Origin of the sequence: Streptomyces sp. NPDC058459 (assembly GCF_042721685.1) — a bacterium.
GTDB lineage: Bacteria > Actinomycetota > Actinomycetes > Streptomycetales > Streptomycetaceae > Streptomyces.
This window is the reverse complement of sequence record NZ_JBHXLV010000080.1, coordinates 1-26,017: the sequence shown is the minus strand read 5'-3', so window position 1 is coordinate 26,017 and position 26,017 is coordinate 1. Positions and strand designations below refer to the sequence as shown.

28 protein-coding genes are annotated in these 26,017 nt (G+C 71.8%); 11 read left to right on the top strand and 17 right to left on the bottom strand.

Annotated features, from left to right (window positions below):
- On the top strand, positions 1 to 513 hold a 513-nt coding region (locus tag ACFWN1_RS17065; RefSeq protein WP_384362582.1), incomplete at its 5' end, for a hypothetical protein.
- Positions 514 to 685: 172 nt separating this feature from the next.
- On the opposite strand, the gene ACFWN1_RS17060 is transcribed toward ACFWN1_RS17065, so the two are convergent.
- Positions 686 to 1,060, bottom strand: a complete 375-nt coding sequence (locus tag ACFWN1_RS17060; RefSeq protein ID WP_384362580.1) for a hypothetical protein — start codon at positions 1,058 to 1,060, stop codon at positions 686 to 688.
- Positions 1,061 to 1,361: 301 nt separating this feature from the next.
- Here ACFWN1_RS17060 and ACFWN1_RS17055 point away from each other — a divergent pair, with 301 nt between their 5' ends.
- Positions 1,362 to 1,601 (top strand): hypothetical protein, encoded by a 240-nt coding sequence (locus tag ACFWN1_RS17055; protein WP_384362586.1) that lies wholly within the window; start codon positions 1,362 to 1,364, stop codon positions 1,599 to 1,601.
- Positions 1,602 to 1,617: 16 nt separating this feature from the next.
- Here ACFWN1_RS17055 and ACFWN1_RS17050 read toward each other — a convergent pair whose 3' ends face one another.
- The 14 genes from ACFWN1_RS17050 to ACFWN1_RS16985 all read right to left on the bottom strand — a co-directional run bounded on the left by ACFWN1_RS17050 (position 1,618) and on the right by ACFWN1_RS16985 (position 18,995).
- Entirely contained in the window at positions 1,618 to 1,929 is a 312-nt protein-coding gene (locus ACFWN1_RS17050; protein WP_384362578.1) for an NIPSNAP family protein, read from the bottom strand.
- A gap of 49 nt (positions 1,930 to 1,978) precedes the next feature.
- Positions 1,979 to 2,710 (bottom strand): thioesterase II family protein, encoded by a 732-nt coding sequence (locus ACFWN1_RS17045; protein WP_384362576.1) that lies wholly within the window; start codon positions 2,708 to 2,710, stop codon positions 1,979 to 1,981.
- Positions 2,711 to 2,767: 57 nt separating this feature from the next.
- Positions 2,768 to 4,042 carry an APC family permease gene (locus tag ACFWN1_RS17040; protein ID WP_384362574.1) on the bottom strand — a complete coding sequence of 425 codons (1,275 nt, stop codon included), beginning with the start codon at positions 4,040 to 4,042 and terminating at the stop codon, positions 2,768 to 2,770.
- Positions 4,039 to 4,764, bottom strand: coding sequence for an alpha/beta fold hydrolase (locus ACFWN1_RS17035; protein WP_384362572.1), 726 nt, complete (start codon positions 4,762 to 4,764; stop codon positions 4,039 to 4,041). Before ACFWN1_RS17035 ends, ACFWN1_RS17040 begins: the two co-directional genes overlap by 4 nt.
- Positions 4,761 to 5,993 (bottom strand): cytochrome P450, encoded by a 1,233-nt coding sequence (locus ACFWN1_RS17030; protein WP_384362570.1) that lies wholly within the window; start codon positions 5,991 to 5,993, stop codon positions 4,761 to 4,763. The genes ACFWN1_RS17035 and ACFWN1_RS17030 overlap by 4 nt, the downstream gene beginning before the upstream one ends.
- A complete protein-coding gene (locus tag ACFWN1_RS17025) occupies positions 5,980 to 6,213 on the bottom strand; it encodes an acyl carrier protein (protein ID WP_384362568.1) in 234 nt (77 codons plus the stop codon). The genes ACFWN1_RS17030 and ACFWN1_RS17025 overlap by 14 nt, the downstream gene beginning before the upstream one ends.
- On the bottom strand, positions 6,210 to 7,649 hold the full coding sequence (locus tag ACFWN1_RS17020) for an AMP-binding protein (RefSeq protein WP_384362566.1): 1,440 nt from the start codon (positions 7,647 to 7,649) through the stop codon (positions 6,210 to 6,212). The genes ACFWN1_RS17025 and ACFWN1_RS17020 overlap by 4 nt, the downstream gene beginning before the upstream one ends.
- 8 nt (positions 7,650 to 7,657) lie before the next feature.
- On the bottom strand, positions 7,658 to 9,430 hold the full coding sequence (gene asnB / locus ACFWN1_RS17015; protein WP_384362564.1) for an asparagine synthase (glutamine-hydrolyzing): 1,773 nt from the start codon (positions 9,428 to 9,430) through the stop codon (positions 7,658 to 7,660).
- Positions 9,431 to 9,434: 4 nt separating this feature from the next.
- Entirely contained in the window at positions 9,435 to 11,177 is a 1,743-nt protein-coding gene (locus ACFWN1_RS17010; RefSeq protein ID WP_384362562.1) for a non-ribosomal peptide synthetase, read from the bottom strand.
- A complete protein-coding gene (locus tag ACFWN1_RS17005; protein ID WP_384362560.1) occupies positions 11,174 to 12,016 on the bottom strand; it encodes a fumarylacetoacetate hydrolase family protein in 843 nt (280 codons plus the stop codon). The genes ACFWN1_RS17010 and ACFWN1_RS17005 overlap by 4 nt, the downstream gene beginning before the upstream one ends.
- Before the next feature lie 84 nt (positions 12,017 to 12,100).
- Positions 12,101 to 13,117 (bottom strand): hypothetical protein, encoded by a 1,017-nt coding sequence (locus ACFWN1_RS17000; protein ID WP_384362558.1) that lies wholly within the window; start codon positions 13,115 to 13,117, stop codon positions 12,101 to 12,103.
- A gap of 326 nt (positions 13,118 to 13,443) precedes the next feature.
- Positions 13,444 to 14,325: an alpha/beta fold hydrolase gene (locus ACFWN1_RS16995; protein ID WP_384362556.1), complete on the bottom strand. Its 882-nt coding sequence runs from the start codon at positions 14,323 to 14,325 to the stop codon at positions 13,444 to 13,446.
- Entirely contained in the window at positions 14,322 to 17,522 is a 3,201-nt protein-coding gene (locus tag ACFWN1_RS16990; protein ID WP_384362554.1) for a condensation domain-containing protein, read from the bottom strand. The genes ACFWN1_RS16995 and ACFWN1_RS16990 overlap by 4 nt, the downstream gene beginning before the upstream one ends.
- Before the next feature lie 162 nt (positions 17,523 to 17,684).
- Positions 17,685 to 18,995 carry an MFS transporter gene (locus ACFWN1_RS16985; RefSeq protein WP_384362552.1) on the bottom strand — a complete coding sequence of 437 codons (1,311 nt, stop codon included), beginning with the start codon at positions 18,993 to 18,995 and terminating at the stop codon, positions 17,685 to 17,687.
- Positions 18,996 to 19,223: 228 nt separating this feature from the next.
- On the opposite strand from ACFWN1_RS16985, the gene ACFWN1_RS16980 reads away from it, so the two are divergent.
- The 4 genes from ACFWN1_RS16980 (at position 19,224) to ACFWN1_RS16965 (ending at position 20,841) form a co-directional block, all read left to right on the top strand.
- A complete protein-coding gene (locus tag ACFWN1_RS16980) occupies positions 19,224 to 19,439 on the top strand; it encodes a hypothetical protein (RefSeq protein ID WP_384362550.1) in 216 nt (71 codons plus the stop codon).
- Between the two features lie 244 nt (positions 19,440 to 19,683).
- Positions 19,684 to 19,872, top strand: coding sequence for a hypothetical protein (locus ACFWN1_RS16975; protein WP_384362548.1), 189 nt, complete (start codon positions 19,684 to 19,686; stop codon positions 19,870 to 19,872).
- Positions 19,869 to 20,315: a hypothetical protein gene (locus tag ACFWN1_RS16970; RefSeq protein ID WP_384362546.1), complete on the top strand. Its 447-nt coding sequence runs from the start codon at positions 19,869 to 19,871 to the stop codon at positions 20,313 to 20,315. Before ACFWN1_RS16975 ends, ACFWN1_RS16970 begins: the two co-directional genes overlap by 4 nt.
- A gap of 358 nt (positions 20,316 to 20,673) precedes the next feature.
- The gene (locus tag ACFWN1_RS16965; protein ID WP_384362544.1) at positions 20,674 to 20,841 is read left to right on the top strand and encodes a hypothetical protein; all 168 of its coding nucleotides are present in this window, start codon (positions 20,674 to 20,676) and stop codon (positions 20,839 to 20,841) included.
- 45 nt (positions 20,842 to 20,886) lie between these two features.
- Here ACFWN1_RS16965 and ACFWN1_RS16960 read toward each other — a convergent pair whose 3' ends face one another.
- Positions 20,887 to 21,192, bottom strand: coding sequence for a hypothetical protein (locus ACFWN1_RS16960; RefSeq protein WP_384362542.1), 306 nt, complete (start codon positions 21,190 to 21,192; stop codon positions 20,887 to 20,889).
- 232 nt (positions 21,193 to 21,424) lie between these two features.
- On the opposite strand from ACFWN1_RS16960, the gene ACFWN1_RS16955 reads away from it, so the two are divergent.
- The 3 genes from ACFWN1_RS16955 (at position 21,425) to ACFWN1_RS16945 (ending at position 23,695) form a co-directional block, all read left to right on the top strand.
- Entirely contained in the window at positions 21,425 to 21,586 is a 162-nt protein-coding gene (locus ACFWN1_RS16955; protein ID WP_384362540.1) for a hypothetical protein, read from the top strand.
- A gap of 513 nt (positions 21,587 to 22,099) precedes the next feature.
- On the top strand, positions 22,100 to 23,029 hold the full coding sequence (locus ACFWN1_RS16950; RefSeq protein ID WP_384362538.1) for a hypothetical protein: 930 nt from the start codon (positions 22,100 to 22,102) through the stop codon (positions 23,027 to 23,029).
- A gap of 228 nt (positions 23,030 to 23,257) precedes the next feature.
- On the top strand, positions 23,258 to 23,695 hold the full coding sequence (locus ACFWN1_RS16945) for a hypothetical protein (protein WP_384362536.1): 438 nt from the start codon (positions 23,258 to 23,260) through the stop codon (positions 23,693 to 23,695).
- 42 nt (positions 23,696 to 23,737) lie between these two features.
- On the opposite strand, the gene ACFWN1_RS16940 is transcribed toward ACFWN1_RS16945, so the two are convergent.
- Complete coding sequence (locus tag ACFWN1_RS16940; protein ID WP_384362584.1) at positions 23,738 to 25,021, bottom strand: DUF2637 domain-containing protein; 1,284 nt, start codon at positions 25,019 to 25,021, stop codon at positions 23,738 to 23,740.
- Between the two features lie 102 nt (positions 25,022 to 25,123).
- Here ACFWN1_RS16940 and ACFWN1_RS16935 point away from each other — a divergent pair, with 102 nt between their 5' ends.
- Both ACFWN1_RS16935 and ACFWN1_RS16930 read left to right on the top strand, forming a co-directional pair.
- Positions 25,124 to 25,435, top strand: a complete 312-nt coding sequence (locus tag ACFWN1_RS16935; protein ID WP_384362534.1) for a transposase — start codon at positions 25,124 to 25,126, stop codon at positions 25,433 to 25,435.
- Positions 25,432 to 26,017, top strand: a 586-nt coding sequence (locus ACFWN1_RS16930) for an IS3 family transposase (RefSeq protein ID WP_384362532.1), incomplete at its 3' end; no start/stop codon positions are given. The genes ACFWN1_RS16935 and ACFWN1_RS16930, both read left to right, overlap by 4 nt.

Below are 26,017 nucleotides of genomic sequence, written 5' to 3'. Positions count from 1 at the left end.
GTCCTGGTCGGCGGGCAGCTGGCAGTGTTCACCGCCGTTCCCGGGCTCCTCGCCGGTCTGCTGGGGCTGCTGGCCGGCATCTGCGTCGCGGCCGGCTCGCGCATGGAGGCGCGGACGGCCGACGGTGATCAGCCCGACGGGCAGGGCAGCGCTCTCGGGGTGTTCACGGCGATGCTGATCGCCGCGGCCGCGATGGTCGCCCTGCTGGTGTGGAGCCCGGCGCCCTGGTGGGCGGCGGTGCTGGCCGGCACGGTGACCGGGCCGGTGATCGTGGCGGTCGCGGCCGGCGTGCGGGCCCTGGTCGAGCAGTTGCTGCGCCGGGGCGGAGCGGAAGCCGAGCTCTCCGCCACCGCGGGCCTGCTCAGCGGGGCCTTGGGGTGTGCGCTGACCGTTGCCTCGGTCCACGGGTCCGTCGCGGGCGCCGTCGCGGTCGGGGCCGGTGCCTGGGTAGCGAGCAGCCTGGCCGTCGCGGCGGCGCTGCCCGCGCCCCGACCGCGCGCCCGGCACCTGTAGGCCGCGCCTCAACCAGTGCGCCAGTCATGTGCGCCCTTCATCCGGGAGCGGTCGGCCGTCGGCTCCGCGTCCGCGCGGGCGCCGACACCCGGACCGGATGGGATGCCGGGCTGCGGGTGGCTTGCTGAAGAATCAGTGAGTCCGGACTCGAGCGGTTCCGGGATCCTTCGTACTACTTGTAATGAGCGAGTGACGGGCGTCGCGTTCCGGAGGGGTGGCCACGCTTGTCGGTCGGAGTCCTCGACTCAAGAAGCTCGACAGGCGTCTTGTTGCCCAGTACGCGAGCGTCAAGGGTCGCTGCCGACAAGGCGTTCTCCAACTCGGTCACGGCCTCGCTGTAGCGCAGCCGCCCTCGCATCCTGCTGGCTGCGGACCGGGCGCTCTCTGCGCGCTCGTAGGCCGTCAGGAGGCGTCGCGTGCCGTATTGGTTGACGTCCTCCAGTTCGGGCCATGCGCTGTTCAGGGTTGCATCCGTGGAGAGCTGGCCGAGGAGTTCACGCACCCGGTCGTGCCGGGTCACACTCCCGTCGTCTCCGAACACCACCATAGCCGCCAGGGTGCCGAACCAAGCAAGGCCGCCAGCCAGCCACCACAGGGCTTCCCAGCTCATTCTGTCGCCTCGGCCTGTGAGGCCATCATCAAAGAGGCTCCCCCGGCCGTCACGCGGTCCTGATGCGTCATCGTGCCAACGCCGAGGGCGGGGGCGGCAACTTCAGCGAGGCCGCCTACGCCATCCTGACCGCTGAACGCCCGGGACAGGGCCAAGAGCCGTGCGGGATCGCCCTTCCGGACATCGGCGACGCCCTGGATGATCTTCGGCCACCACAACAGGCAGGTCGGTCCCTTCGATGAGTACGCGCAGGGCCGCGCAGGCCCGCCGCGGTGTGCACCCCGGCCTCAGCGCCGGTGTGCAGCGCCCGCGCGTTGTAGGCGAGCAGTGGGGAGCCGGACACGAGTGGAACAACGCCGTCCTCCAACCCGCCCGGCCCGAGTTCGCCCGGGAACTGGGCGTCCCGCTCACCACCTTCGCCGAGTGGGCCGACGAGCAGCCGACACCCGCGTCCGGTCCGCCGATTGTTTCGGAGTGAGGTCCGGAGACGGACGTCAGAAATCGGGGTCGAGCGGCCTCATGAAGGCGCGTTCGTGGCGGAGTACGCAGCCGCTCTCGTCGCGGATGCGGTCGGCCTCGATGAACTCCGGGTCCCGGCCGAACAGCTCGCGGTACTTCTCGTACTCGGCGAGGCCGGGGAAGCTGAACAGCGCGAGTGCTTCGTCGCTCGCCCCCTCGGCGGGCAGGTAATAGCCGTGGTGGGTGCCTCCGTGCGTGTCGACCAGCGTCATCCAGCGGCGACCGAAGCGCTCGAACGCCTCGGTCTTCGCCGGATCGATGACGTACCTCACTACGCAGGTGATCATGGCCCGACCCTAGACGTTCCGGCCCGCCGGGCGGCGGATCCGCGGCGGGTCAGCGTGGGGAGGGATCCGTCGTGCGGTGGTCGGACGGATGGACCCCGGCCGTCCCTCGGGTCAGCTCCTCGTGGACCAGGGCGATGAGTCCCGGGTCGCCGAGGAGGTCGGAGTGGCCGCCGTCGAAGGTCCGCGGGTCGAAGTCCCGCCGGGTGAAGCGCCGCCATCCCGCGAGCGAGGCGTCGCTCGTCAGCGGGTCCCCCGTTCCCCGCAGGCCGACGACGGGGCAGGAGACCCGGGCCGGCGGGGAAGGGAGGGTAAGGCCCGCCAGCACCCGCAGGTCCTGCTGGACCGTCTCGGCCACTGCGTCGCGCCACTCCGGCGCGGCGGCCGCCATCTGTCCGGGGTCGACGGCGTCGAGATAGGCGGCCGCGGCCTTCGGTGACTCCGTCGCCTCCGGCGGCACGCGCAGCAGGTCGGGCGCCGAGGCCCCGGCGACCATCAGCAGCGAGACGTCCACCGGCCGCCGGTCGAGCGCGAGCGCCGTCGCGTAGGCGAGGTACGCGCCGTAGCTGTGTCCGAGAAGCACCACCCGCCCGGCCGGCAGGGCGGCGATCCGGTCGGCGCACGACGCGACGACCGCCTCGAAGGAGACGGCCTCTCCCGTGCCGCGGCCGGGATAGCGCAGTACCGTGCTGTCCGGTCCGGCCGTCGAGCGCAGGGCCTGGAACTCGCTCCCGAAGGATCCCGCGCCGGGGAAGAGTACGAGGTGGGGTCGGTCACCGGTCATGCTGTCTGCCTCCAGTCGGTCGGGTCCGTCGGAGTCGGGTCCGTCAGGGGTCGGGGCTCAGATCCGGGTGCGCTCGGGTTCGGGTTCCCGCGCGTTCCGGCGGCGCGTCAGGATGACGACCGCGAACAGGACCGCGAACAGGCCCCAGCACAGCCACATGGACGGGCCCGCCAGTAGGGTGACCCCCAGGACCGTCACCGCGCACAGGACCGTGACCACCCGGGCCGTCCCGCCGGTCGCGAGCCGGGCGAACGCCGCCGCCCCGACCCCGTACAGGACGAAGTAGACGCCGCCGGAGAAGGTGAACAGGTGCTCCAGCGGTACGAGGCCGCTCGTGCTGAGGACGGCGATCAGCACAAGGAGCGTTCCCACCGCCACGACGGCGGTGACGGGGTTGCCGTCCCGCTCGCGCAGGCGCGCCAGCGCGGCCGGGAGGTGGTGGTCGCGCGCCATGCCGAAGACGAGGCGGGACAGGGCGAGGACCGACGCCAGGACGTTGGCGGTGATGACTCCGGTCACCAGGACCAGGGCGACCGGGCGCCCGAGGCCGCCCAGGGCCCGTTCGGCAAGCAGCAGCAGCGGCGCCGACCGCAGTCCGTCGTCGTCCGGGTCCACGGTGGCGAAGAGGCTGAGCAGCAGCAGCGCGTAGAGGGCCACGACGATGACGTACGAGGCGGCGAACACGCGCGGGATGATGTCGGGCCTCTTGTGCTCCTCGAAGGTGAACGCCACCGTCTCCCAGCCGGTGAAGGCGACGAACACGGCGGTCAGCACCATGCCGAAGGAGCCGGACGGCGGCAGCCGGGTGGCCGGCGCCCGGACGCCGTTCGAGCCGAGCGCCACCAGGGCCACGCACACGATCATGACGAAGAGGGCGATCACCAGGACCACCTGGAGTCTTCCGGAGACGCCCGTGCCGGCGTACGCGACGGCGGTGGCGACGCCCAGGACGAGCACCGGGAACAGCCAGGTGAGGGCCCCGGCGCCGGTGAACTCGGCGAGGTAGTGCCCGCCGGTGAGCGCGGTCGCCGGGATGCCCGCGACCAGGGCGAACGTCGCGGCCGTCCCCGCCGTGCGCGCCAGGGCCGGATTGAAGGCCACCCCGGCGTAGTGCGCCACCCCCGACGCGGACGGATGGCGCTGTCCGAGCCAGGCGTAGCAGTAGAGCAGGGGGACGACCGCGAGCGCGGCCACGGCCCACGGCATCCAGGCGGACCGGGCCAGGGTGTGGTAGCTGATGCCGGGCAGGATCATCATGCCGCTGCCCAGGATCGTGGACAGGGCCAGGAAGGTTCCGACCACCCCGCCCAGCGACTTGTGCAGGTCCTTCACTCAATCTCCGTTCGGATGTCGGCCAGAGCGGCGTCGACGGTCCTCTCGAGCAGTCCGGCCAGGCCGGCGTCGATGGCGTGGCCGCCGTCCGCGACCGTCACATGGGTCTCGCCGCGGACCCGTTCGTGCCAGGTGACGCAGTGGCGCGGCGGGATGAAGAAGTCGCCGCGGGTCGACAGTACGTGCAGGACCTCCGGCGGGACGCCGTCCGTGTGCAGCCGGCGGGCGAGTCCGTCGGCGACCGAGGCCTCCGCCCGCAGCCGGCCGGCCACCTCGGCGAGCACGTCCTCGTCGTCCAGGAGATCCTGCGGGAAGCCCTCGTGCGCAAGGATCTGGGCGATCTCCTCGTCCGCCAGCTCCGACATGGTCGGGATCCGGCCCTCGCCGTCCGGGCAGGGTGTGTTGAGGAGCAGCACCCCGACGGCGCGTCCGGCGTGCTCGGCGAGGGGGTCCCGCAGGCGCAGCGCGGAGAACCCGCCCATGCAGTGCCCGGCCAGCAGGACCCGCCCCGCGCCCGTGTCGTCCAGGGCGCGGGACAGTCCGGCCAGGCACTCCCGCTGCCACTCGCCGGTCTCGACGGCCTCGGCCGTCGGCGGGTTCGGCAGCGACAGGAAACCCATGCCGCGCCGGGCGGCGAGCTTCTCCAGCTGTTCCAGCGTGGTGCCGCCGGAGCCCGCTGCGGGGAAGGCGACGAGCAGGCTGGTCCCCTGCGGCCCGCTCATGCGCCGACGTCCTTGGCGTCGACCACTTCGACCCGCAGCTCGGTCAGCCCCAGCATGAAGTTGGAGCGCAGCCGCTGCGGCTCCTCGACGACGACGAAGGCCTTGTCCCAGGCGGCGAGTTCCTCAACGAAGGTCTGGATCTCCAGGGTGGCCACGGGTGCGCCGATGCAGCGGTGGACGCCGGCGCCGAACGCCAGCTGCTTGTTGTCCTGCCGGTCGATCACGAACGCGTCGGGCTGGTCGAAGACCGCCGGGTCGCGGTTGGCGGCCATGTTCCACAGGGTCACGAAGCTGCCGGCCGGTATGACCTCCCCGCCGACCGGGAACTCCTCGACGGTCAGCCGCTGGACGTAGCTGTTGGTGGAGGTCCAGCGCAGGAACTCCTGGGTGGCGACGTCGGCGGGCACGTCCCCGGCGACGACCTTGAGCCACTGGGCGCGCTCGCGGTGGATGGTGTCGACGGTGAGGCTGGCGGTGTGAGGGGTGGTCTCGTTCCCGCCGACGGCGACGTTGAGCCCGTTGAGCAGGGCCACGTCGCGCGGCATGTCGCCGGAGGCGACGAGCTGGGCGAGGAAGCCGATCATGTCGTCGGTGGAGCCCGACGCGATGCGCTCGCCGATGAGGCCGTCGATGAAGTCGAGGACTTCCATCTGGGCGTCGACCAGGGATTCCAGGGGCGACGCGCCGGTGTAGGCCTCGTCCCGGTAGCCGATCATCGTGCGGGTGGCTTCCAGCAGCGTGTGGGCGTCGGCCGGCGCGATGCCGAAGAGGACTTCGAGGACGCCCTTGGGTAGTTCGGGGGCCACGACCTTGTCGAAGTCGATGCGGTCGCCCACCGAGAGTTCGGCGAGCACGGAGCGCAGGTTGCGGCGTACCGTCCGGCCGACCTTGTCCAGCATGTCGCGGTTGAATCCGCTGTGCTTGATCGGCCGCCGCAGGGCGGTGTGCTCGGGCCGGTCCGCGACGATGAGCATCCGCCCGGAGGCGGAGTCCTTCTCCGGGCGGTACGACCCGTCGATCATCGTGCCGTAGGCGGAGCTGAGCCGGGTGTGGTCGACGTACGCGTCGTAGACGTCGGCGTAGCGGGTCAGGGCGTAGAACTCGTAGCCGTCGGCCCTGCGGTGGATGGAGACGGGGTGGTTCTCGCGCAGGTGGGAGAGGTAGGTCCAGGGGTCGTCGGCGGCGAAGAACTCGGCCGAGTAGAGTGAGCTGTTCTCAACCACGAGCATGGAGCGCTCCTGCCTTCTCGGCGATGCGCAGGGGGGTGCGGCCCTCGAAGAACACGTGTCCCGGCACCTTGACGCCGGTCTGCTGCTTGATCAGGGCCCGGACCCGCAAGACGACGAGCGAGTCGACTCCCGCTTCGAAGATGTCGGTGTCCTCGGTCAGTTCGTGGGGGAAGACCTTGGAGAGGCACTCCAGGATCATGGCCGGTGACAGCTGTGTCATCGCTTGCCGGTCCTTTCCGTGTGGGCGTCGTCCATGAGTGAGGGAAAGTCGATCTTTCCGCCCGCCTTCGTCGGGAACGCGTCGACGAGGTGGAGCCGTATGGCGTCGGAGAACGAGCGGACGAGCGGTTCGAGTCCGGCCCGTACCGTCTCCCGCGCCGGGGAGTCCCCGGCGAGCCGGACGAAGGCCACGGTGCCCCGGGCGTCCTGGGCGACCCGGCAGTCCAGGACGCCGGGGACGGCGCTCGCCGCGGACTGGAGGGCCTCGGTGTCCACCCGGGTGCCGTTGACCTTGATCTGGCTGTCCAGCCGCCCGGCGTACACGAGCGCTCCGGAGGAGTCCTGGTGCACCAGGTCACCGGTCCGGTAGGTGGCATGCCCCCGCCGCACCGGGAACGGCTCGGCGAGCCGTCCGTCGTCCAGGTATCCGGCGCAGACCAGGGGTCCGGACACCACGAGGTGTTCCAGGTGCCGCCGGGAGTCGTCCGCGGGCAGCAGGGTCTGTTCGCAGCCATCCAGCGGGGTGCCGATCGGGATGGTGTCGGCCGTGAAGCCCTCCGGCAGGTCGTACCGGTGGGTGGCGAAGGTCGCCTCCGTGGGGCCGTAGAGGTTGACGAAGCGGTTGGTCAGTCCGGCGCCGCGGGCCTGCCGGTAGGTGGCGGCGTGGAACTGCTCGCCGCCGCTGAAGATCCACGGGATGCCGGCGAGGCACTCGGGCGCGGCGCCGACCACGGTGGTGACGACGGCGGCGGGCAGGAGGACCCGGTCGACGGCGTAGCGCTCGGCCAGTTCCGGCCAGGCGAACACGTCGTCGTTGACGTGGGGAAGGCGGACGACCCGGCCCCCCGCGGCCACCGCCTTCCAGGTGTCGAACCACCAGCCGTCGAAGGCGGGGGCGGCGAATCCGCCGGCCGTCGGCGACCCGTCGGTGGGGACGTCCAGGCCCCGGCAGGCGAACAGGGCGAGCAGGTTGCCCCGGGTCACCGCGACGGCCTTGCGCCGGCCGGTGCTGCCCGAGGTGAAATTGACCGCCACCACGTCGGCCGGGACGCGGTCGGCGGGGAGCGGCTCGGCCGCGCGGGCGACCTCCTCGGCCCGGTGGTCCTGCGCCGTCTCGCCCACCCGGACGAACAGGGTCAGGTCCGGCCGGACGCGGTCGAGCACGTCGGGGGCGAGGCTCCCGTCGTCGGCCACGGCCAGGCCTCCCGCCCGCCACACTCCCAGCTGTCCGGCGAAGAACCCGAGCCGGGTGTCCGCCCGCAGGCACACCACGCGCGCGCCCTCGGACCGGCGGACGGCCCTCTCGACGGCCGCGGCCAGTTCGCTGACGTGTTCCCGGCCGTACTCATGTCCCTCCTCCACCCAGACCGTCTCGGGGGAGCACCAGCGGTGTTCGCCGATGACGTCGTTCCACGCGTCCGGTTCGGTTCCGGTCACGGTTCCGGTCACAGCTCCAGTCCCAACTCGTCGATGATCGCGCTGATGCTGATCAGGCTGAGCCGCACGTCCCACTTGTCGGGCACCGGATCGGCCGTCAGCCGTTCGAGGGCGTCCGGTGCGAAGATCCCGGTGGCCGCGACCAGGTCGCGCCAGCGTGCGGCGTTGCGGTCGTCGGAGATCGCGTCCAAGCCGTACGCCGTGAAGCCCTGTTTGGCGCGGCCCACCACCTGGGCGGGTACCACGCCGGTGTAGGCGGCCTTCAGAACGGCCTTGCCCTCAAAGTCGGCCACCTTGTGGTCGTCGGGGGTGCGCAGCGCGAGGTCGACGACGTCGTTGCCGAGGAAGGGGTAGCGGCCCTCGATGGAGTTCGCCATCAGCATCAGGTCGCCGTGGTCGCCGAGGAGGTGGCCGCCGAGCTGGACGTACACGTCGGCGATGGAGCGCAGTTGCATCGGGGTGAGGGCGGCGGCCTCCTTGTCGCTGTAGGGGATCAGCCTCTCCCGCCAGAACTCCGTCCCGGCCAGGGCCTCCTCCGCCCGCGGGGTGAAGCAGGAGCGGCGTCTGCGTGCGGCCCGGTCCCAGTCGACCTCCCAGCCGAAGTCCGCCCGGCCCCAGGCGTGGGCGTTCTCGTCGCGGGCGGGCGTCGGCGCGCGGCGGGCGGCGTCGAAGACGTAGGAGTCGTAGCCGAAGAAGAGCTCGTCGGCGCCCTCTCCGGAGATGACCCCCTTGACGCCGGCCCGGCGCACGTCGTCGGAGAGCATGCGGGCGGCCACGTTGTACGTCTCGCGCTGCGGGTAGCAGCAGTGGCGCACCATGTCCTCGAAGCCGGCGGCGACGTCCGCGGGTCCGCAGTGGATCTGCCGGTGGTCGCTTCCCACCGCGCGTGCCACCTCGCGCTGGAAGCGGCCCTCGTCCAGGGCGGCGTCCTCGAAGAGCACGGAGAACGTCCTGGGCGCCCTGCCGAGCAGCCGGGAGGCCTCCACCACGAGAGTGGAGGAGTCGAACCCGCCGCTGAGGTAGGCCCCGATCTCGACGTCGGCGCGCAGGCGGTCCCGGATCGCGCCGGCGAGCACGTCCCGGATCTCCGGGCCGGTGGCGGGCGGGGCGGTGGTGTCGAACTCGCCGTAGCGCCAGTAGCGGGCGGTCCGCGGTTCACCGTCGCCGAAGGTCACCACGCAGCCGGGCGGGACCGCGTGGACGTCGCGGACCAGGGTCCTGGGCGCGACGACGTTCCCCAGGGACAAGTACTGGTCGACGGCGGTGACGTCGAGTTTCCAGGTCCCGGGGACGGAGGTCACCAGGGTCTTCAGCTCGGAGGCGAAGTGGGTGTGGGCGCCGGCCACGGTGTAGAAGAGCGGGCAGACGCCGAACCGGTCGCGGCCCAGGTGCAGCCGGTCGCGGGTCCGGTCGTAGATGGCGGTGGCGAACTGTCCGTCGATCATCTTCAGCCCGTCGGTCCCGTACCGGGCGAACAGTTCGGGCACGAGGGCCACGTCGACGCGGTTCGCCGGCCGGAGGCCCAGGCGCCGGGTCAGTTCGGGAGCGTTGTAGATCTCCCCGTTGGTCACGGCCGCGTACCGGCCGGTGGTGTCCTCGGCGGGCTGCCAGCCGTCGCGCAGCCCGGTCATCCCGAGGCGGCCGAGCTTCATGGAGAGCGTCGGGGTGCTCAGCGAGTAGCTCTCGTCGGGCCCCCGGTGGGTGAGCCGGGCGTGCATGGTGGCGGAGACGGTCCTGTCGAGGGTGCCGTCCGGGGCGAAGGTTCCGCACAGGCCGCACATGGCGCTACACGCCCCGTTCCTGGAGCTGCTCCGCGAGGACCCGCAGGTTCTCCGCACGCAGGACGTCGCGGACGCCGGCGTCCACCCAGCCCAGTCCGCGCATCTGGGTGACGAGGACGACGGCGGTGGCGGAGTCGCCGCCGACGTCGAAGAAGTTGTCCTCGAGCCCGATGTCCTCCACCCCGGTGAGGTTGCGCACGAGGTGCAGGATCCGCTGGTCCGCTCCGGCCTCCGGGGTGTCCGGCGGGGTCAGGTGCTCGCGCCGGCCCGCCCCCAGCGCGTCCCGGTCGATCTTGCCGTTCGGCGTGTGCGGAAAGACCTCGACGCGTTCGAAGACCGAGGGGATCTTGTACGGGTCCAGGACCGCCTCCAGGCCCTTGCGCAGGAGGCGGGGGTCGCCGCCGCCCCGGTAGTAGCAGACGAGCACGTCCGGGTCGCCGCCGCGGAGACCGTCGTGCGCCTCGGCGGCGACCACGGCGTCCAGGACCCCGTCCAGCCGGCAGACCGCGTTCTCGATCTCGCCAGGGTCCAGGCGGTAGCCGCGGACCTTGACCTGGCGGTCCACCCGCTCGACGAAGTACAGGGCGCCGTCCCGCTCCTCGACGATGTCGCCGGTGGCGTAGGCGGGTTCGGTTCCGGGCGCGCCGAACGGCGACAGTCCCTCCTCGGTGAGGTAGCCGAGCGCCACGCTCTCCCCGGTGACGACGAGTTCGCCGCGGCCGGTGACGGACTCCTCCCCCGCGACCGGACGCAGGTGGTACCCGCACGCGCCGACGACGGTGCCGAGCGGCACCGCGTGCCGGTGGGCCTCCGGTGCGAGGGGGTCGCTGAGCAGGTTGCACACGGCGGTCTCGGTCAGCCCGTAGGCGTTGTGGAAGGCGCTCGCCGTCGACCAGGTGCGGATCACGGACGGGCGGCACGGGCCACCGCCGTTGATCACGTGCCGCAGCCGCATGCCGGGGGTCGGCTCGGTGACGGTCAGCGCGAACGGCGTGGTCTTCAGGTGGGTGATGCCGAACTCCTCCAGGGTCTCGGCCAGGACGGTGCCGGGGGTGAGCCGCTGCTCGTCCAGCACCACGAGGCAGGCTCCCGCGGTCAGCGTCCAGAGGATCTCGGTGAGGCAGCCGTCGAAGGTCAGCCGGGCGAACTGGAGCGTCCGCGAGCCGGGCCCCACCTCCAGCCGGTCGACGTGGTCCCGGACCACGAGGGCCAGGGGGTCGGCCCGCACGAGGACGCACTTGGGGCGGCCGGTGGAGCCGGAGGTGTGGATGGCGTAGCCGACGTCGTCCGGCAGCGGCGGCCGGGGCGGGGAGCCCGCGGGCAGCCACTGCTCCGGTACGTCGCCGAGGGTGACCCCGCCGTCGGGCGCGGTCGTGTCCGCCAGCGTCCGCAGGCCAAGCAGGCCCACCTTGGCGCGGTTGGAGGCCGCGCTGTCCCGGCCGTCGACAACGACGAACGGGCGGCGCGCCTTGAGGGCGCCGACGATCGCGACGACGGCCCCGATGTCGCGGTGGCTGCCGATGCCGACGAACTCACCGGGTCCGGTGCGCTCGGACAGCAGGCGCGCGAAGTCGTCGACCAGGCCGCCGAACTCGCGGTAGGTCAGGAGGCGTTCGGCATTGCGTATGGCGGCGGCGTCGGGGAAACGCCGTATCGCCTCGTCGATCCGGTCGACGACCGTGCTGCGGCGGTCGAGCACCTCGCCCTCCTTCGTGTGTGGCGTGACGGTGGCGGACGTGCCGGTCACCGCACGGGGTGGGTGAGGATGCCGACACCCTCGACGACCGACCGGACCGTGTCGCCGGGGCTGATCACGGTGGCTCCCGGGGTGCCGGTGCACAGGACGGTTCCGGGGGCGAGCGTGCGGCCCGCGGTGAAGTACTCGACCAGGTATCCCAGGTCGTACTTCATGGAGGCCGGCGTGGCGGAGGCGACCGTCTCCCCGTTGAGGACCGTCGAAATCCGGACGGCGTCGAAGCCGTCGGGGAACTCGTCCAGGGTCACCAGGACCGGTCCGATGCTGCAGAAGGTGTCGAACCCCTTGGCCCACGGTATGTAGCGCGGGTTCTCCCGGATCGCGTCCTCGGCCGTCATGTCCAGGACGCCGGTGACTCCGGCGACCACGGACCGCCACTCGTCGCGCTTCACGTTCTTGCAGGCGGTGCCGATGACCAGCCCGAGCTCGGCCTCCGCGGTGACGCGCTTGGACTGGGAGGGCAGCTCGATGTGGTCCGTGTTGCCGATGAGGCAGCCGCCCGGCCGGAGGTAGGAGCCGGGGCCCGAGGCCGGCTGCTGGGCCTCCAGGTCCTCGCTGTGCCGGCGGTAGTTGAGGCCGGCGCCCCAGATGTCCGCGTCGCGGTCGGCCAACGGGGAGGACGTGGCCGGGTCGAAGTCGACCGGTGACAGGTCACCGCCGTGGCGCTCCACGGCCTCGGCGAGGGCGCGCAGCTCCTCCTCGCCCACCAGGTCGGCGACGCGGCCGACCCCGGCGTACCCCGGCAGCCCGTTCAGCGGGAGCCAGTCGCCGCCGTGGCTCACCACGATCTCGACGGGTCCCCGCTCGGGGGAGGTCCTGGCCAGTTTCACGTTTTCTCCTTCTCGTGTTCGGTCGTCGGCACGTGGGGGCGGGAGGCCGGGGCCCAGGGCGGCGCCCCGGCCCGGAGGGGCTTCCTAGGCGGGGCAGCAGCGTGCCGCGGCGCTCCGGAAGTCGTCCTTGCGGGGGCTGTGGTCGGCGATCTCCACGGCGGTCTCCATGAGGCGCGCCGGATCGGCGTCGAACTCCTCGGCCAGCCGCTCCACCAGCGGGAAGAAGCCGGAGTGGATGCCGATGACGGCACCGAGGACCTGCATGGTGCGGTCCTCGCGGACGGCTTCCATGTTGAGGTGGGCGTACTCCGCGATCCTGGCGAGTTCCTGGTAGTCGAACAGGTCGCCGCGGGTCAGCTTGAGGATTCCGGCGATCGCCTCTATGGAGGCGTTCCCGGAGCCGCGCCCGATGCCGTTCAAAGTGGCGTCCACGATGCTCGCGCCCGCCTCGTAGGCGGTGACGCTGTTGAAGTTGGCCAGCCCCAGGTTGTCGTGGCCGTGGAAGCCGACGACGTCGAAGTGACGGCGGACGGCGCTCACGTACTCGGTCACCGCGCCGGGGAGCATCGCCCCGTAGGAGTCGACCACGTACACCCCGGTGACCGCGTCAGGCACGTCCGCCAGGGAGTCCACGAGCTGGTCGACGGGGGTGGCGCTGGACTTCATGAGGTTGAGGTAGACCTCGTCGCACACCTCGGCGGCCCGGCGCAGGTAGTCGAGGTGGTCGGAGACCCGGTCGGGCTCCATCCCCACCCGCAGGAACGTCATGCCCTTCTTGACCAGGCCCTCGACGGTCTCCAGCCGGGTGAAGTCCGGCTGGGCGAACATTCCCCAGGGCTTGGCCGACAGGGTGGCGCCGGCCAGTTCGCCCCAGCGCCGGTGGTCGATGTTGCACGCCGTGATGCCCGTCCGCTCGGCCTCCAGGCCGAGGCCGTGCCCGACCTCGACCTTGGTGACGGGCGTTTCGTTCAGGCGGGTGAGGAGCTTCGTCACGAACTCTTCGTCAAGCTGGAAATCCACGGCGTACATGCCGTCGCGGAGGGTGCAGTCGAGCAGGTCGATCTTCGTCGTCTCCACGGACCGGTCGTCTTGTAAAGACATACCTCTGCTCCTTAAGGGAGAGAACCGTTTGACACGGTATGCGCTTCTGTCGTGCGGGGACATGATCACTACGTGCCGACGAAAGAACAGGCGGAAATTCCACCAGAACACGCGAAGAATTCACAGTTCCGGATGCGCGAGCAATCGCCATTACGGGTGGCGCGGCACACACAATGCGGTACGGCTGCAATCGATGGTCAATCGAAATTGCCGCCTTTTCGAAACTTCCACACTGCCTGAATTAGGCTAGGGCCCAACCCCTCTTATGGCAAGCATTCCACGGGATTCCCCTGAAATGTTTTCTCTCCTGCGGAACGGAGTTCCATTCAACTTTTCCCGGGGTGCGGTGAGCCGGCCAGCGCGGACCGCGTGAGGGCGGCGAGCTGCCGCAGGGCGTCGCCGTGCCAGATCGAATGGTGGTCTCCCGGAACGGCGTGTTCCTTGAGGTCGGGCGCCAGTTCGGCCCATCTCCCTTCCCCCGACGGGGACTTGGATGCCGTCAGGTGCCAGACCGGCCCGTCGTACCTGCCGGGGGCCTCGTAGGTGTGGGCGGCGAGGACGTGTGCGCGGAACACCGCGTAGCGCGTGCCCAACAGTTCGGCGTCCAGTTCGGGTGGCCACGGGTCCAGGTGCCCCACCTCGCGGAAGAGGGCGTCGACGTCCCCGTCGCAGCCGGCCGCCAGCGCGTCGATCTCCGCCGGGAGGTCCAGGCCGAGCGAGGCGGCGACGTCGTGGAGGAAGCGCCTCGCGACCTCGGTCTCCGGCGGCATCGGACACGGATAGGGGGGACTGGTGTCGACGAGGACCACCCGGCCCACCTCGACACCGGCCGCCGTCAGCCGTCGCGCCATGTCGAAGACGACGAGGCCTCCCAGCGACCAGCCCAACAGGTGCACCGCACCACCGGGGAGGACCTCCCGCAGCGCGGCGGCGTAGCGTGCGGAGAGCTCCGGGACGGAGGACACGGGCGCCTGCTCCCCGTCGAAGCCGGGGGCCTCGATGCCGAGAACCGGCCGGTCGTCGCCGAGCAGATGGGCCAGGGGCAGGTAGGAGAACGCCGAACCCGCGCTCTCGTGCACGCAGACCAGCGGAGTGGCGGTGCCCGACGGATTCAGCGGAACGATCAGGTCCGTGTCGGACGGAGGCGCGTCGGCGGGCGGTGAGTTGGACGGAGGTGCGTCGGACGAGGATGCGGAGAAGTCCGTCATGAGCGCACCTCGTCGCGCTTGCCGTCGAGCTTCTCGTCGACGAGGGCGGCGATCGCCCGCACGGTGACGTTCCCGTACATCACCCGCACGCTGAGCTTGATGCCGAACACCGCGTTGACCCGGCTGATCGCCCGCATGGCCTGGAGCGAGTTCCCGCCCACCGAGAAGAAGCTCTCCTCGGCCTTCAGTTCGGAGACGTCGAGGACCTCGCGGAAGACCTCGGCCACCGACTCCTCGGTCGGCGTGAGCGGCTCCGGCCCGCCCGTGTCGTCGGCCCCGTCCGTCGCGACCGCGTCCGCGACGGCGTCGCGGTCCACCTCCCAGTCCGCTCGCACCGGCAGGACGGGGAGGACCGCCCACCGCCCGGGAACGAGCGCCTCCGGGAGGTGGGCGGCGAGGTGGGAACCCAGGGCCGCCGTGTCCAGGGGGCGGTCGCCGTCCGGGCTGACGTAGGCCGTCACACCCGCCCCGGCGTCCTGCACGACCACGGCCGCGGAGACGTCGGGGTGTCCGTACAGCAGGGCCTCGACGTGGGCGGACGGCACGGAGACGCCTCCCACCGCGACGCGCTCCCGCGCGGCGCCGAGGAGTTCCAGTCCCCACCCGTGGTTCCAGCGGGCCCTCTCGTCGCTGAGGAAGGCGGTGCGCCCCGGGCGGAAGGGGTCCGGCAGGACGTACGCCGGCCCGGCCTCGGACGGATTCACCGGGCCGTCGGCCGTGCTGCCCGGCGCGCCTCCCACCAGGAGGCGGCCTTCGACGCCGCGGGGAACCGGATTCAGCGCGTCGTCGACGACGTACAGCGAGCGGTTCTCGTACGGGACGATGTCGCCGTGCCCGAAGCGCGCGCAGACCACGGGGGCGCCCAGCAGCTCTCCGAGCGTGACGAACCGCCGCTCCGCACCCGCCCACGCCCGCGCGGCGGGGGTGGACAGTTCGCGGTCCGAGCCGCGGACGCACGTCAGATCGGGCAGCGCGGTCGGGTCGAGCAGCGCGCGCAGTGCGGGCGGGAGGTGGGCGTGGGTGACGCGGTGCCCGCTCAGCAGGGCCGACAGGTGTCCGGCGTCCCCGGCCCGCTCGGGTGCCGCCGTGACGACCGTGGCGCCGCAGGAGAGGGCGGCCCACAGCGTTCCGTGCCGGGCACCAGCGGCGACGGGCGGCAGGAACATCCGGTCGTCGGCGCCGAGTCCGAGCACGTCACGGTGGGCGCCCGCGCCGAACGACAGGGCGCTGTGCGGGAGCCGGACGCCCCTCGGCTCGCCCGTCGCGCCGGGGACGTACACGACCTGGGCCGGCGACCGCCCGTCGGTGTCGACGCCGGTGTCGGTGTCGGTGCCAGTCTCGATGCCGGTATCCATCGGGTCGGTGGACGCGGCGGACGGTCGCTCCGGCTCCGCGGGGGCGATCGGCACCAGGGTCCAGGACGGCGGTTCCGGGAGCCGGGCCCGCGACCCGTCATCGGTCAGCACGACGGAGGCCCCGGTGTCGGCGGCGACGGACACCAGCCTCTCGGCGGCCTCCTGGACCGACAGGTGGATCAGTACGCCACCGGCGCGCCACACGCCCAGGGCGGCCACGCCGACGTGGTCCCACCGGTCGCTGACCACGACGGCGTGCGCGCCCCGCTCCAGGCCCGCGGCCCGCAGGCGTGCGGCGAGCGCTCCGGCCCGGCGGTCGAGTGCGGCGTAGGTGACCTCGTGCTCGCCGCTGACGATCGCCGTGGCGTCGGGACGGGTCCGCGCGACGCGGGCCACGGCCGCGGTCACGGTCCCGCTCTCCCCCGCGGCGTCGGCACCGTGCCCCGCGTCCAGGAGCAGCCGCCGTTCGTCCGCGTCGACCAGGGGGATGCGCGCCACCGGGTGGTCCGGGTCGTCGGCGGCGGCGCGGAGCACGGCCTCTAGATGGGCGAGGAGTGCCTCCGGGCGCCAGGAGTCGAACCGGTCGGTGGAGTACTCCACGCTCACGCCGAGGGCGGATCCGTCGTCGGCGAAGGTCATCGCCAGGTCGAACCGGGACCCTTCGGCGGCCTGCGGCAGCAGTTCGGCCCGTACGCCCGGCAGGGAGAGGTTCTCCCCCGAGGTGCCGCCGCCCAGGACCTGGAGGCTCACCTGGAACAGCGGGTTGCGGCCCGGTTCGCGGGCGGGGCGTACGGCGTCGACCACCTGGTTGAAGGGGGCCTCCTGGTGGTCGTACAGCTCGAAGGTGCCGTCCATCACGCGGTCGACGACGTCACGGAAGGTCGGATCGCCCGAGAGGTCGCAGCGCAGGACGACCATGTTGACGAACATGCCGACGACGGACTCGAGACGCGGCTCCGGCCTGCCCAGCATCGGGACCCCGAGCGGGATGTCGTCCCGTCCGGTGTAGCGGCTCAGTACCACGTTCAGCGCGGCCGCGAGGACCATGAACGGCGAGGCGCCGTCCGTGCCGAGCCGTACGACGAGGTCGCGCACGTCACCGGAGAGCTTCCTGTTCAGGGTCCTGCCCTGGCCCCCGCCCTCGGGTGTTCCGGGCCGGTCGGCCGGCAGGTCGAGCACCTGTACGCCGTCCAGCTTCGCGCGCCAGAAGTCGAGGTCGTCCTCGATCCCGGCACCGTCCAGGCGCTCGCGCTGCGCGACGGCGAAGTCGGTGTAGCGCAGGGCGACCTCCCCGAGCGGGGGCGTCGCCCCGTCGCACAGGGCGCGGTAGGCGGTGGAGATCTCCGCGTTGATCAGCCCCGTGGACCAGCCGTCGGTGACGATGTGGTGGAAGCCCTGGCAGAGGACGTGTTCCTCCGGCCCGAGCCGGAACAGGGCGAAGCGGTGCAGCGGGCCCGTCCCCAGGTCGTAGGGCTGCGCGTTCAGCGCCTCGATCTCCGTGCCCAGGCGCTTGTCGCGGTCGGCCTCGGGCAGGTCCGACAGATCGGTGGTGGGCAGCGTCAGCGGCTGGTGCGGGGCCACTTCCTGGTGGATGCCGTCGTCCGTGCGGCGGATGGTGGTGCGCAGGGCCTCGTGGCGGGAGACCATGAGGTCGAGGGCGCCCCGGAGGGCGTCGATGCGCAGGGGGCCGGTCAGCCGCCACACCATGAGGATGTTGTAGACCGCGTTGCCGGACGCCAGCTCGTCGAGGAAGTACAGCTGCTCCTGGGCGTAGGAGGCCGGATAGACCGACGGGACGGCGCGACTTGCGGCTTCGGGAAGCGGTTCTTCGCGGGCATGCATTTCAGGTCATCTCCGGCGTGGTGGGCGACTGCGGTGCGGACAACGGAAGTCCTTCGGGGAGGGGGAGCGGGTCCGTGGAGGGCCCGGCCGGGCCGCGTCCGGTGGAAGCGGCGGAGGTCTCCCGTGGACGCGGGCGTTCCACGGGACGGCCACGGCGGCGTTCTACGGGGTTGCCACGGCGGTCTCCGTCCCGGGTTCGGGCATGGCGCGCAGGCGGACGATGGGTGACAGGAGCAGCGGGATCACCATCGCCGCCGAACAGAGCACGAGGACGACCAGGCCGCCGCGCAGGCCCAGGGCCCCGCCGAGCAGGCCGCCGCACAGTCCGCCCAGGGCGCCGCCGCCGAACAGCAGTGTGCGGAAGGCCGCGTTCATCCGTCCCATCAGCGACTGCGGGGTCAGGGTCTGGCGCAGCGTCAGCTGGACGACGTTGGAGAGGCCGCTGCCGAAGTAGCTGATGAGCAGCGACAGGATGAAGGTGGCGATCATCAGCGGCCGGGGGCCGCCGGCGACGACCAGGAGGAGCGGGCCGGTGTAGATGCCGAAGAGGGCCGTGCCGTAGATCAGGCCGGTGGGGAAGCGGCGGATGATCGCGGCCGATCCCAGGGCTCCCAGGAGGGCGCCGACGGACGACACCGAGTAGACCAGGCCGATAAGTTGGGGGCTCAGTCCCTTCTCCCGGACGCCGTAGAGGAGGAAGAGCGTGGAGACGCTGGTCAGGGAGAAGTTCGTGAAGGGGGCGAGCAGGGCCAGGGGCCGCAGGAGGTGGTGGCCGAAGACCCAGCTCACGCCCTCCTTGAGTTCGCGTCCCAGATGGCGTTCGGCCCTCGTGGGGGCGGGTGCGGGTTCCCTGGTCCGGATCGCCAGGAGGCTGATCAGCGAGGCGAGGTAGGACACGGCGTCCAGGACCAGTGCCGTCGGGGGTCCCAGCCATCCGACGACGAGGCCGGCGACCCCGGGGCCCGCCACGTCCGAGGTCGACTGGGTCACGCCGAGCTTCTGGTTCGCCTCGACGTAGAGCCGCCGGTCCTCGACGAGGCTGGGGACGAAGGACATCCAGCTGACGTCGAACAGGACGGAGCACGTGCCCACCAGGCAGGCGATGGCGAGCAGTCCCCCGACGGACAGCAGATCCAGGGCCGCGAGGATCGGGATCGAGGCGATCAGCACCATTCTGATCGCGTTCGCCGCCAGCATCAGCGGTTTGCGCCGGCTGCGGTCGACCCAGACGCCGAAGACCAGGGAGAGGAAGAGGTAGGGGGAGAGCTGCAGAAAGCTGAGGAGTCCCATCTGCTGGGGCGTGGCGTCGTACACCATGAGCGCGGTCAGCGGCAGCGCCAGATTGGTTATCTGCGCTCCGAACAGGGAGAACGTCTCGCCCGACCAGAAGGTGAGGAAATCGCGACTATGCCACAGGCTCTTCGGCGGAGGCTCCGACCGCTTCGGGAGTGCCTTTTCCGTCTCTTTCGGCATCAGCCCTCACCGATGCCCGTGGAGGAGCGGGTACGGGAGGCGGATAATCCGGTGTCCCTCACTAAGAGCCGACCACGCCCATGGACCATTACCCATCCCCCAAGCTTCACGGATCTCGTCTCGCCGCAAGGAAAAGAACGGCAAAGAATTCTGGCGGTTTCGCGCTGAGCAGGTGTGCCGGGGCTTCGTCTTCCCTCGCCGTCACCGCACACACGCACGAAGACGCGATTGTCCGAAAGCGAGCCCCATGTCGCGGGCGGGCCGCGGCGGGCCGGACGGCTGCCCTTCCCGCCGTTCGACGAGACGGGCCAGCTCACCCTTCTCTTCGTCCCGCATTCCTGTCTTCGTCCCGCATTCCTGTCGGCCGCGCCCGGAAAGATCATTGACGTGATCTCGGGGGACCGCACGTTTTCGGTAACGAAATCGATCATTGCCGGATTGTGACGGGGCCCGGCCGGACTTCTCCCCTGTCGCCGCGTCCCGCGTTCGCGGATGCTCCGCGACGGGAACACGGGTGGTCCGACCGGCCGTTCACGCCCTCGCTGCCGCGTGTTCACGTCCCGGACGGGGGCGGGCAGCGGTTATCCGCCACCACCCTCACCGGCCGGTCTCCCGGCCGGTGTCGAACGGTCTCATCTTCGGCGTGCCCGTCTCGACGGAAAAAGCCCCGCCCGTCGTGTCGGCGTCCATGACTGGGCCGGAAGCGGGTAGGCAGGAGCGCGACGACGCCCCGCACTTCGACCGCGGCCACCGCACCCCCGACCTGTGGCAGCCCTACGAAGCCGTGAACGCCCCTCCGCCGCCCCGCCCCCGCCCCTCACCGATCCACGGCACCGGCGGTCTGCGCGCCGTGCCCGCACCGGACGGCGCGGCATGACCGCGGCCGAGGGCTCCACCGCCGAGCCGGCGCACCGGGCTCCGGAGAAGGCCGTTGAGGCGCTGCTCGTCACCCACGACACGACCGGTCCGCGCCGGGCGGCGTACGAGCAGATCACCGCCCAGGCCGCGCTCGCCTTCGGCACGGCCTACCACCTGTCCGGCGGCGCGGACGACGACACGGCCGTCGACGCCGGACTGCACAATGCGCTCCACCGCATCGTGCCCGGCATCACCGCGTTCGCCCTCCACCATCTCGGCGCTCTCCTGCCCGACCTCACCAACGAGCAGTGGGAGCGCCTGGACCAGGCGGCGGTCGGCCTGGACCTGGACGTGAGCGAAGCCCTGACCGGCGCCGACGAACCCGGCACGGAGCCAGAGCAGCCGGACCTTGCGAACGCGGAAGGAGACGTCAGTGAAAGCGCCCGACGGCCCGAACCCTGACGAGCCGGAAGCGGCGGCGCGCTGCCACAGTTGACGTCCGCCGACCTCCGGGCCGTGCGGGCGACAGCGGCCGCGATAAGCTGGAACGCACCACCGCGCAGGATGACCACGGCGCGCACCGGATGGGCCGGATGATTCACGCGCGGTTCGGTGAACGCGGTGTCGCCTTGCTGATGGCGGCCTGGGCGCAGCAAATCGTCGAACGCGCGCCCGCTCCCGTCCGCAACGCCTTCGCCCGCGTCCAGCCCCAACTGATCCTGTCGCCGCACCGGTTGCAGGAGATCGTGGCCGAGGCCGGGGGCGGTGGTCCGGGTCGAGCCGGCAGGCGCCAGCGACGGCCCAAGAGCACCACGCGCGCTTGGGCGACTACCTCACGGCCATCCAGCGCCAGGACATCACCGCGGCCAACCGGCTCGTGCGCGAGGCCGACGCGGGCCACCCGACCGACGCGCCTGTGCTCTTCGAGATCCTGCGCGTGACCGCTTCCACGTTCACCGCGCAGACACCGGCCCCGGGCACTCCCTGAACCCAGGCTCCCGAGGAGAAGCCGGGCCTTCTCCTCGGGAGACGTTCAGCTCGCGGGCCTCCGCAGACGCACGTCGACGGCGGGGCCGCGGTGGCGAACCGTGTCGAGCAGGTCGCGCAGTTGGTTGTCGTCGGGGTGCTCGGCCAGCAGCCACTGGGCATCGACGACGACGTAGTACGTAATGGCATCCGCACGGCCTGCCGCCTCACGGGCCTCGATCTCGCGCACCGCACGGCGCAGCACGCTCCGGCACACCGAGATGTCCGTGCCGCGCGGCACCGTCTTGCCCATCGCGGGGCGCCCGATCCAGGCTCCGTCCGTCGGTGCGCCCCGGTCGATCCGCAGCTTCATGAGGCCGATCCTCTTGCCCGGAGCGACGGCGGACTGCGGGCCGGCGAGCTCCACCGTGCGCGTACTGCTTCGGCTGCGCCCGGTGCAGCCGGCCGTCGCGCGCTCCGGGCGTGCGGGCCACGCGACATCGGCCCCGGGCCCCTGACCTGGGGTCCGGCGGGCTCGGGCGGGGCTTTCCCGTCCCGGCGTCCGGGGTCACGTGTCGCCGGCGCCGCACGGTACGGTCGTCCGCATGAGCGAGAGCACACTGGACGACCCGACGATCCCGGCCTGGATGGATGCTTCCCGCCTTCGCCGTCGCTTCGAGCTCGCGGCCTGGGGCCTGGCGATTCCTGCCGCCCTGGGTTCCTGCGCCTCTCTCGGTGCCGCCGTGTGGGCCGCAACGGACCGCTAGGCGCTCTGGTACGTGACCGGTCTGCTCTATCTCGGCTGGGCCGTCGCGATGGCGAAGTGGACCGTTGCCCCGATCAGGCGCGTCCGTGCCGTACGGGCGGGCATCGTTCAGCACTCCACGGCTCTTGTGGAATCCGCCGGTGGGGACGACGTCTGGGAGGTACGTCGGCGCGCGGATGAGTTCCATCGGTGGATGGTCGGCTCGCGCTCCTCGATCGGGCACCGCATCCTCCCCGTCGCCCCCGCCAATGAGCTCGACAAGCAGGTGCTCTGGGAAGCCGGGAGGAACACGGGCCCTGACCCCCGCCACCCTGTTCCAGGTCGACGCGCTCGCCCGGGCCGTCGTCGCCCCCGGCACCCGGAAGCAGACCGGCCGGGCGGCGTAGCGGCTCCGCCGTGCCCGCACCGCCACTGTTCACCGGTCTTAATCGCGCTCTCACGCCGCGTCCCTTCGTGCCTGTGCTGGGCTGTTCTGGCTGATACGGGCATCGCGTCGGCGGGGCGGTCGGGTGACGTGCGCGGCGCGGCGCGCCGCCCAGGCACGGACCCGGGCCACGTCGCCGGGCCGTACGCCGGCGCCGACGGGGTCGAGGAGGAGCAGCTGGGCGTACTGCGTGCGGACGCGCTGGTCGACCGCGATGCTGATGCGGACGTGGTGGCCGTCGCGGATCGCGGCGACCGTGCGGGCGTTGACACAAAGCCGGGCCGCCAGGCGGGCGGCCAGCCCCGCTCGGCGAGCTCAGTAAGGAGATGCCCCAGCCGCAGACCTTCCAACGCCGACCCCGGAACCCGCCTCGCTCCGCTGAAGCAGCTGGCCGCCATGGTCCCGCCGCCGGGTGCCGCACCGGCCAGCCCCGCCCGGCTCGTCTACACCGATGAGGACGGCCAGGCCGTGGGCAGCGCGCTGGTCCGCGAGATCACGGTCGGCCGGCCGCCGGGCACCGTTACCTATCGCGTGGAGGGGCCGAGGCTGGCCGGGAGCGTCGTCGTCGGCCCGTACCGGCACAGTCACGACCCGGTGCCCACCGGCATCAGCGTCCAGTACGGCACCTCGGCCGGCGCCGGACACCACCGCGACGACGAGCCGGTCGTCAACGGCGTCCGGCTGCGCGGGGGCTGGGACCACTCCAGCGCCGGCCCCGTCACCCCCTCTTCCCCGCCGACCCTCCCCCGCCCGTCCCGAGCCGAGGAGCCCTTCTCCCAGCCCGTGCCGGACGCCACCAAGAACCGCTGGTGGGCCGTGGTCCGCGCCCTCGCCGCCCACTACAGCGAGCGCCCCGACAACCTGGCTCTGCGCCAGGCCGCCGCGCGCGCCCGCGCGCCGCAGGCCCTCGACGCCACCCGCCAGACCCTCGACAAGCTGACCGAGGAGAAGACCAGGCTGACGGCCACCGTGAACCGGCTGCGCGAGCACCTGAACGGCGCCCTCGCCCTCCTCCCCTGACCCCGCCGCCAGGCCCGCCCAGCCCGCCCGGCCGCGCTGTCGTGCCGTCCGGGTAGCCTGACGCGGCGCCCCACGGAAACGGAGACAGCAGTGCACGCGGTGACGGTGATGGCGACCACTCTCGGCTGGCTCGCCGCCCTGGCGTGCGCCGCCGTGGCCTGGGCCAAGCTGGCCGATCCCGCTCCGCGCGGACGGCTGCTGCTCGACGGCCCGACCATGTAGACGACCGTGGTCGCCGGGGGCATCGCTCCCCTGCTGCTGCTCACCTCCGCGGGCCTGATCCCACGCCCGGGCGGCATCCCGCTGGGCCTGGTGCAGCAAGGCGTCTGGATCGCCGGCCTCGTCCTCGCCGTACGCCTGTTCCGGCGCACACGGTCGGCTGCCTACTCCGACAGCCTGCTGATCAACGTCATCCCGAAGCTGCTGCCCCAGATCACCGCACTGCAGCGCAGGAGCGCCCAACCGGAACCGGAGGCCCTGGTCGAACAGGCCCGTGCCGCCGTACGGCGCGGGCACGGCCGCGAAGCCCTGCGGTGCCTGTCCCAAGCCGCCGAACACCTCCAGCACGACCCCGGACCTGTCGGCGAGGAGGGCACCGCCCTGTGCGAACGGCTCTCCTCCCTGTGCCGGATGCACGGACTCCCCCGCCCTGCCTCCCGCCCGTAGACGGCCCGCCGCACGCTTCGCCCCCGGGCCTCCGCGCGGCGGCTACGTCACCTGCCGGGCAGGCTGGAGACCGTCTTCGTTCGCGGCGGGCTCCCGCCAGTCCAGGTCGAGCTGGTCGGCTCCCTCCCGGACAACGATCGGGCCGTGCTTCCTCTCCAGCTTGTTGTACTGGGTCCGGCCCGACCCCTCCTGCTGGTAGCCGGCCCACCGGGCCAGATTGGGCTTGGTCAGCTCAACACCCGCCTGCTTGTGCGCCAGGTAGATCCGCTCGGCGCGCTGGCTCTTCGTCTCGTTGGGCGGCGCGACACCGAGGTCGACCTTGGGCTCCTGCGACTCCCCGCCGGCCGTCTCGTCGTCCTCCGTGTCGTTCTCCTCCCCCGGTTGCGCGTCGTCCTGCGACGGGGCCCCAGCCTCCTCGGCCTTCTGCTCGGGCTGCGGCTCGCGGGCCTCGGGCAGCGGACCCGCGCCAGGCTGCTCAACCAGCTCTGGAGACGAGGCCTCTGATTCCGGCGGCTCCGCAGGAGCCTCCGCGAGCGGCCCCGCCGCCGGTTCAGCCGCGCCAGCCGCCGTGCCGCCGGCCGGCTGGGCAACTGGATGCTCCTGTCGGACGGCGCCCGTGGTGGCGGCCAGCTCCGAAGGCGCGGACGCGGACTCCACGACCGGGCGGACGGGCGGCTCCACTGCGGCGAGCGCCGGCTCGAGCTGCCGCTCGCCCACCGGCGCCGCACCCCCCTCTCCCCCGTCCCGCCCCACCGCGATGCCGAGCCGGGCCTGACGCAGGGGCCGCAGCTCCTCGGCCGTCGCCTTCTTGCGCCAACCGCGCCCGTGCCTCGCCCTCAGGTCCTGCCGAAGCAGCATCTTCTCCTGGTACCGCTCCAGCGCGAGCGCGTAGGAACGAATCTCCCACAGCTTCATGTCCCGCCATATCGAGAACGTCGCCACCGGCGCGAGGAACCAGCGGGACAGCCGTACGGAGTCCATGTGCTGGTCGAGCTCGATCGACGTCGCCTTGGCGATCGCGTTGCGCATCGCCTCGGTCACCGCGATGAACAGCAACGGGATCGTCGCGTGCATCGCCGAGCCCAGGACGTCCGGCCACGAAGAGGCAGCGTTGAACGTGATCGTCGCCGCCGTCAGCAGCCACGCGATGTACCGCAGCAGCGGATACTTCAGGTTCACCGAGGTGAGCGCCAGGTCGAGGGCGAGCAGGACCGCGATGCCGAGGTCCACCGCGAGCGGGAACGCCGGGGCGAAGCTGCCGAACCCCTTCTCCTCCGCCAAGGACCTCACTGCGGTGTACGACCCGGTGAACCCGGCGCCCGCGATCGCGATCGACCCGAACCCGATGGCACCGAACAGTGAGCTGCACCCTGTTTCGTGGAGTCCCTGATGCCAGGGTTACGATCCTGGCGAAGGAGAACCACATCAGTGCCAGCACCACGGAAATACCCCGACGAACTGCGTGAGCGCGCGATCCGCGAGGTCCGCGCCACCGGCCGTCCCGTCGCGCACGTCGCGAAGGACCTCGGCATCCACAAGGAGGCCCTGCGGCAGTGGGTCCGCCAGGCCGAGGCGGACGCCGGGGAACGGGATGACCGGTTGAGTACGGCGGAACTCGAAGAACTCAAGCAACTCCGCAAAGAGAACGCCGAGTTGAGGCGGGCCAATGAGATCCTGAAGGCCGCCTCGGTGTTTTTTGCCCAGGAGATCGACCGTCCCCGGACGAGGCCGAGCAGGTGATTGACCACCTGCGTGAGCAGGGCCTCGGGGTCGATCCCGTCTGCCGGGAGCTGAACTTGTCGCCGTCGACGTACTTCGCCCGCAAGAAGCGGCCGAAGTCGGCTCGTCGGCTCAGGGACGAGCAGCTCATGCCTCTGATCGAGCAGATCCATGCGGAATCGGGCGGTACCTATGGCGCCCGCCGGATCACCCGGGCCCTGCGGCGCAAGGACGTCGGCGTGGCCCGTTGCACCGTCGAGCGCCTGATGGCCGAGCTGAGCCTGGAGGGCGTCATCCGTGGTCAACGCAGGCGGACCACCGTGGCGGAGCCGTCGGCGCCCCGCCCGCCGGACCTGGTCGACCGCGACTTCACAGCCTCACGGCCGGATCAGCTGTGGGTGGCGGACATGACGTATGTCCGCACCTGGTCGGGCTGGGTGTATGTGGCGTTCGTCCTGGATGTGTATTCGCGGATGATCGTCGGCTGGCAGGTCGCAGGCCACATGCGGACCGAACTCCCACTGGATGCACTGGAGATGGCCCTGTGGAGACGGAGGATCAAGACGGACTCGGGCCTCATTCACCACAGCGACCGCGGGTCGC

Bases quoted from the DNA above. Each gene is read 5' to 3' on its own strand.
- ACFWN1_RS17060 (WP_384362580.1), bottom strand. From the start codon at position 1,060: ATGGTGGTGTTCGGAGACGACGGGAGTGTGACCCGGCACGACCGGGTG.
- ACFWN1_RS17055 (WP_384362586.1), top strand. From the start codon at position 1,362: ATGAGTACGCGCAGGGCCGCGCAGGCCCGCCGCGGTGTGCACCCCGGC.
- ACFWN1_RS17050 (WP_384362578.1), bottom strand. From the start codon at position 1,929: ATGATCACCTGCGTAGTGAGGTACGTCATCGATCCGGCGAAGACCGAG.
- ACFWN1_RS17045 (WP_384362576.1), bottom strand. From the start codon at position 2,710: ATGACCGGTGACCGACCCCACCTCGTACTCTTCCCCGGCGCGGGATCC.
- ACFWN1_RS17035 (WP_384362572.1), bottom strand. From the start codon at position 4,764: ATGAGCGGGCCGCAGGGGACCAGCCTGCTCGTCGCCTTCCCCGCAGCG.
- ACFWN1_RS17030 (WP_384362570.1), bottom strand. From the start codon at position 5,993: ATGCTCGTGGTTGAGAACAGCTCACTCTACTCGGCCGAGTTCTTCGCC.
- ACFWN1_RS17025 (WP_384362568.1), bottom strand. From the start codon at position 6,213: ATGACACAGCTGTCACCGGCCATGATCCTGGAGTGCCTCTCCAAGGTC.
- asnB (WP_384362564.1), bottom strand. From the start codon at position 9,430: ATGTGCGGCCTGTGCGGAACCTTCGCCCCGGACGGCACCCTCGACAGG.
- ACFWN1_RS17000 (WP_384362558.1), bottom strand. From the start codon at position 13,117: ATGTCTTTACAAGACGACCGGTCCGTGGAGACGACGAAGATCGACCTG.
- ACFWN1_RS16995 (WP_384362556.1), bottom strand. From the start codon at position 14,325: ATGACGGACTTCTCCGCATCCTCGTCCGACGCACCTCCGTCCAACTCA.
- ACFWN1_RS16990 (WP_384362554.1), bottom strand. From the start codon at position 17,522: ATGCATGCCCGCGAAGAACCGCTTCCCGAAGCCGCAAGTCGCGCCGTC.
- ACFWN1_RS16985 (WP_384362552.1), bottom strand. From the start codon at position 18,995: ATGCCGAAAGAGACGGAAAAGGCACTCCCGAAGCGGTCGGAGCCTCCG.
- ACFWN1_RS16975 (WP_384362548.1), top strand. From the start codon at position 19,684: ATGACTGGGCCGGAAGCGGGTAGGCAGGAGCGCGACGACGCCCCGCAC.
- ACFWN1_RS16970 (WP_384362546.1), top strand. From the start codon at position 19,869: ATGACCGCGGCCGAGGGCTCCACCGCCGAGCCGGCGCACCGGGCTCCG.
- ACFWN1_RS16960 (WP_384362542.1), bottom strand. From the start codon at position 21,192: ATGAAGCTGCGGATCGACCGGGGCGCACCGACGGACGGAGCCTGGATC.
- ACFWN1_RS16955 (WP_384362540.1), top strand. From the start codon at position 21,425: ATGAGCGAGAGCACACTGGACGACCCGACGATCCCGGCCTGGATGGAT.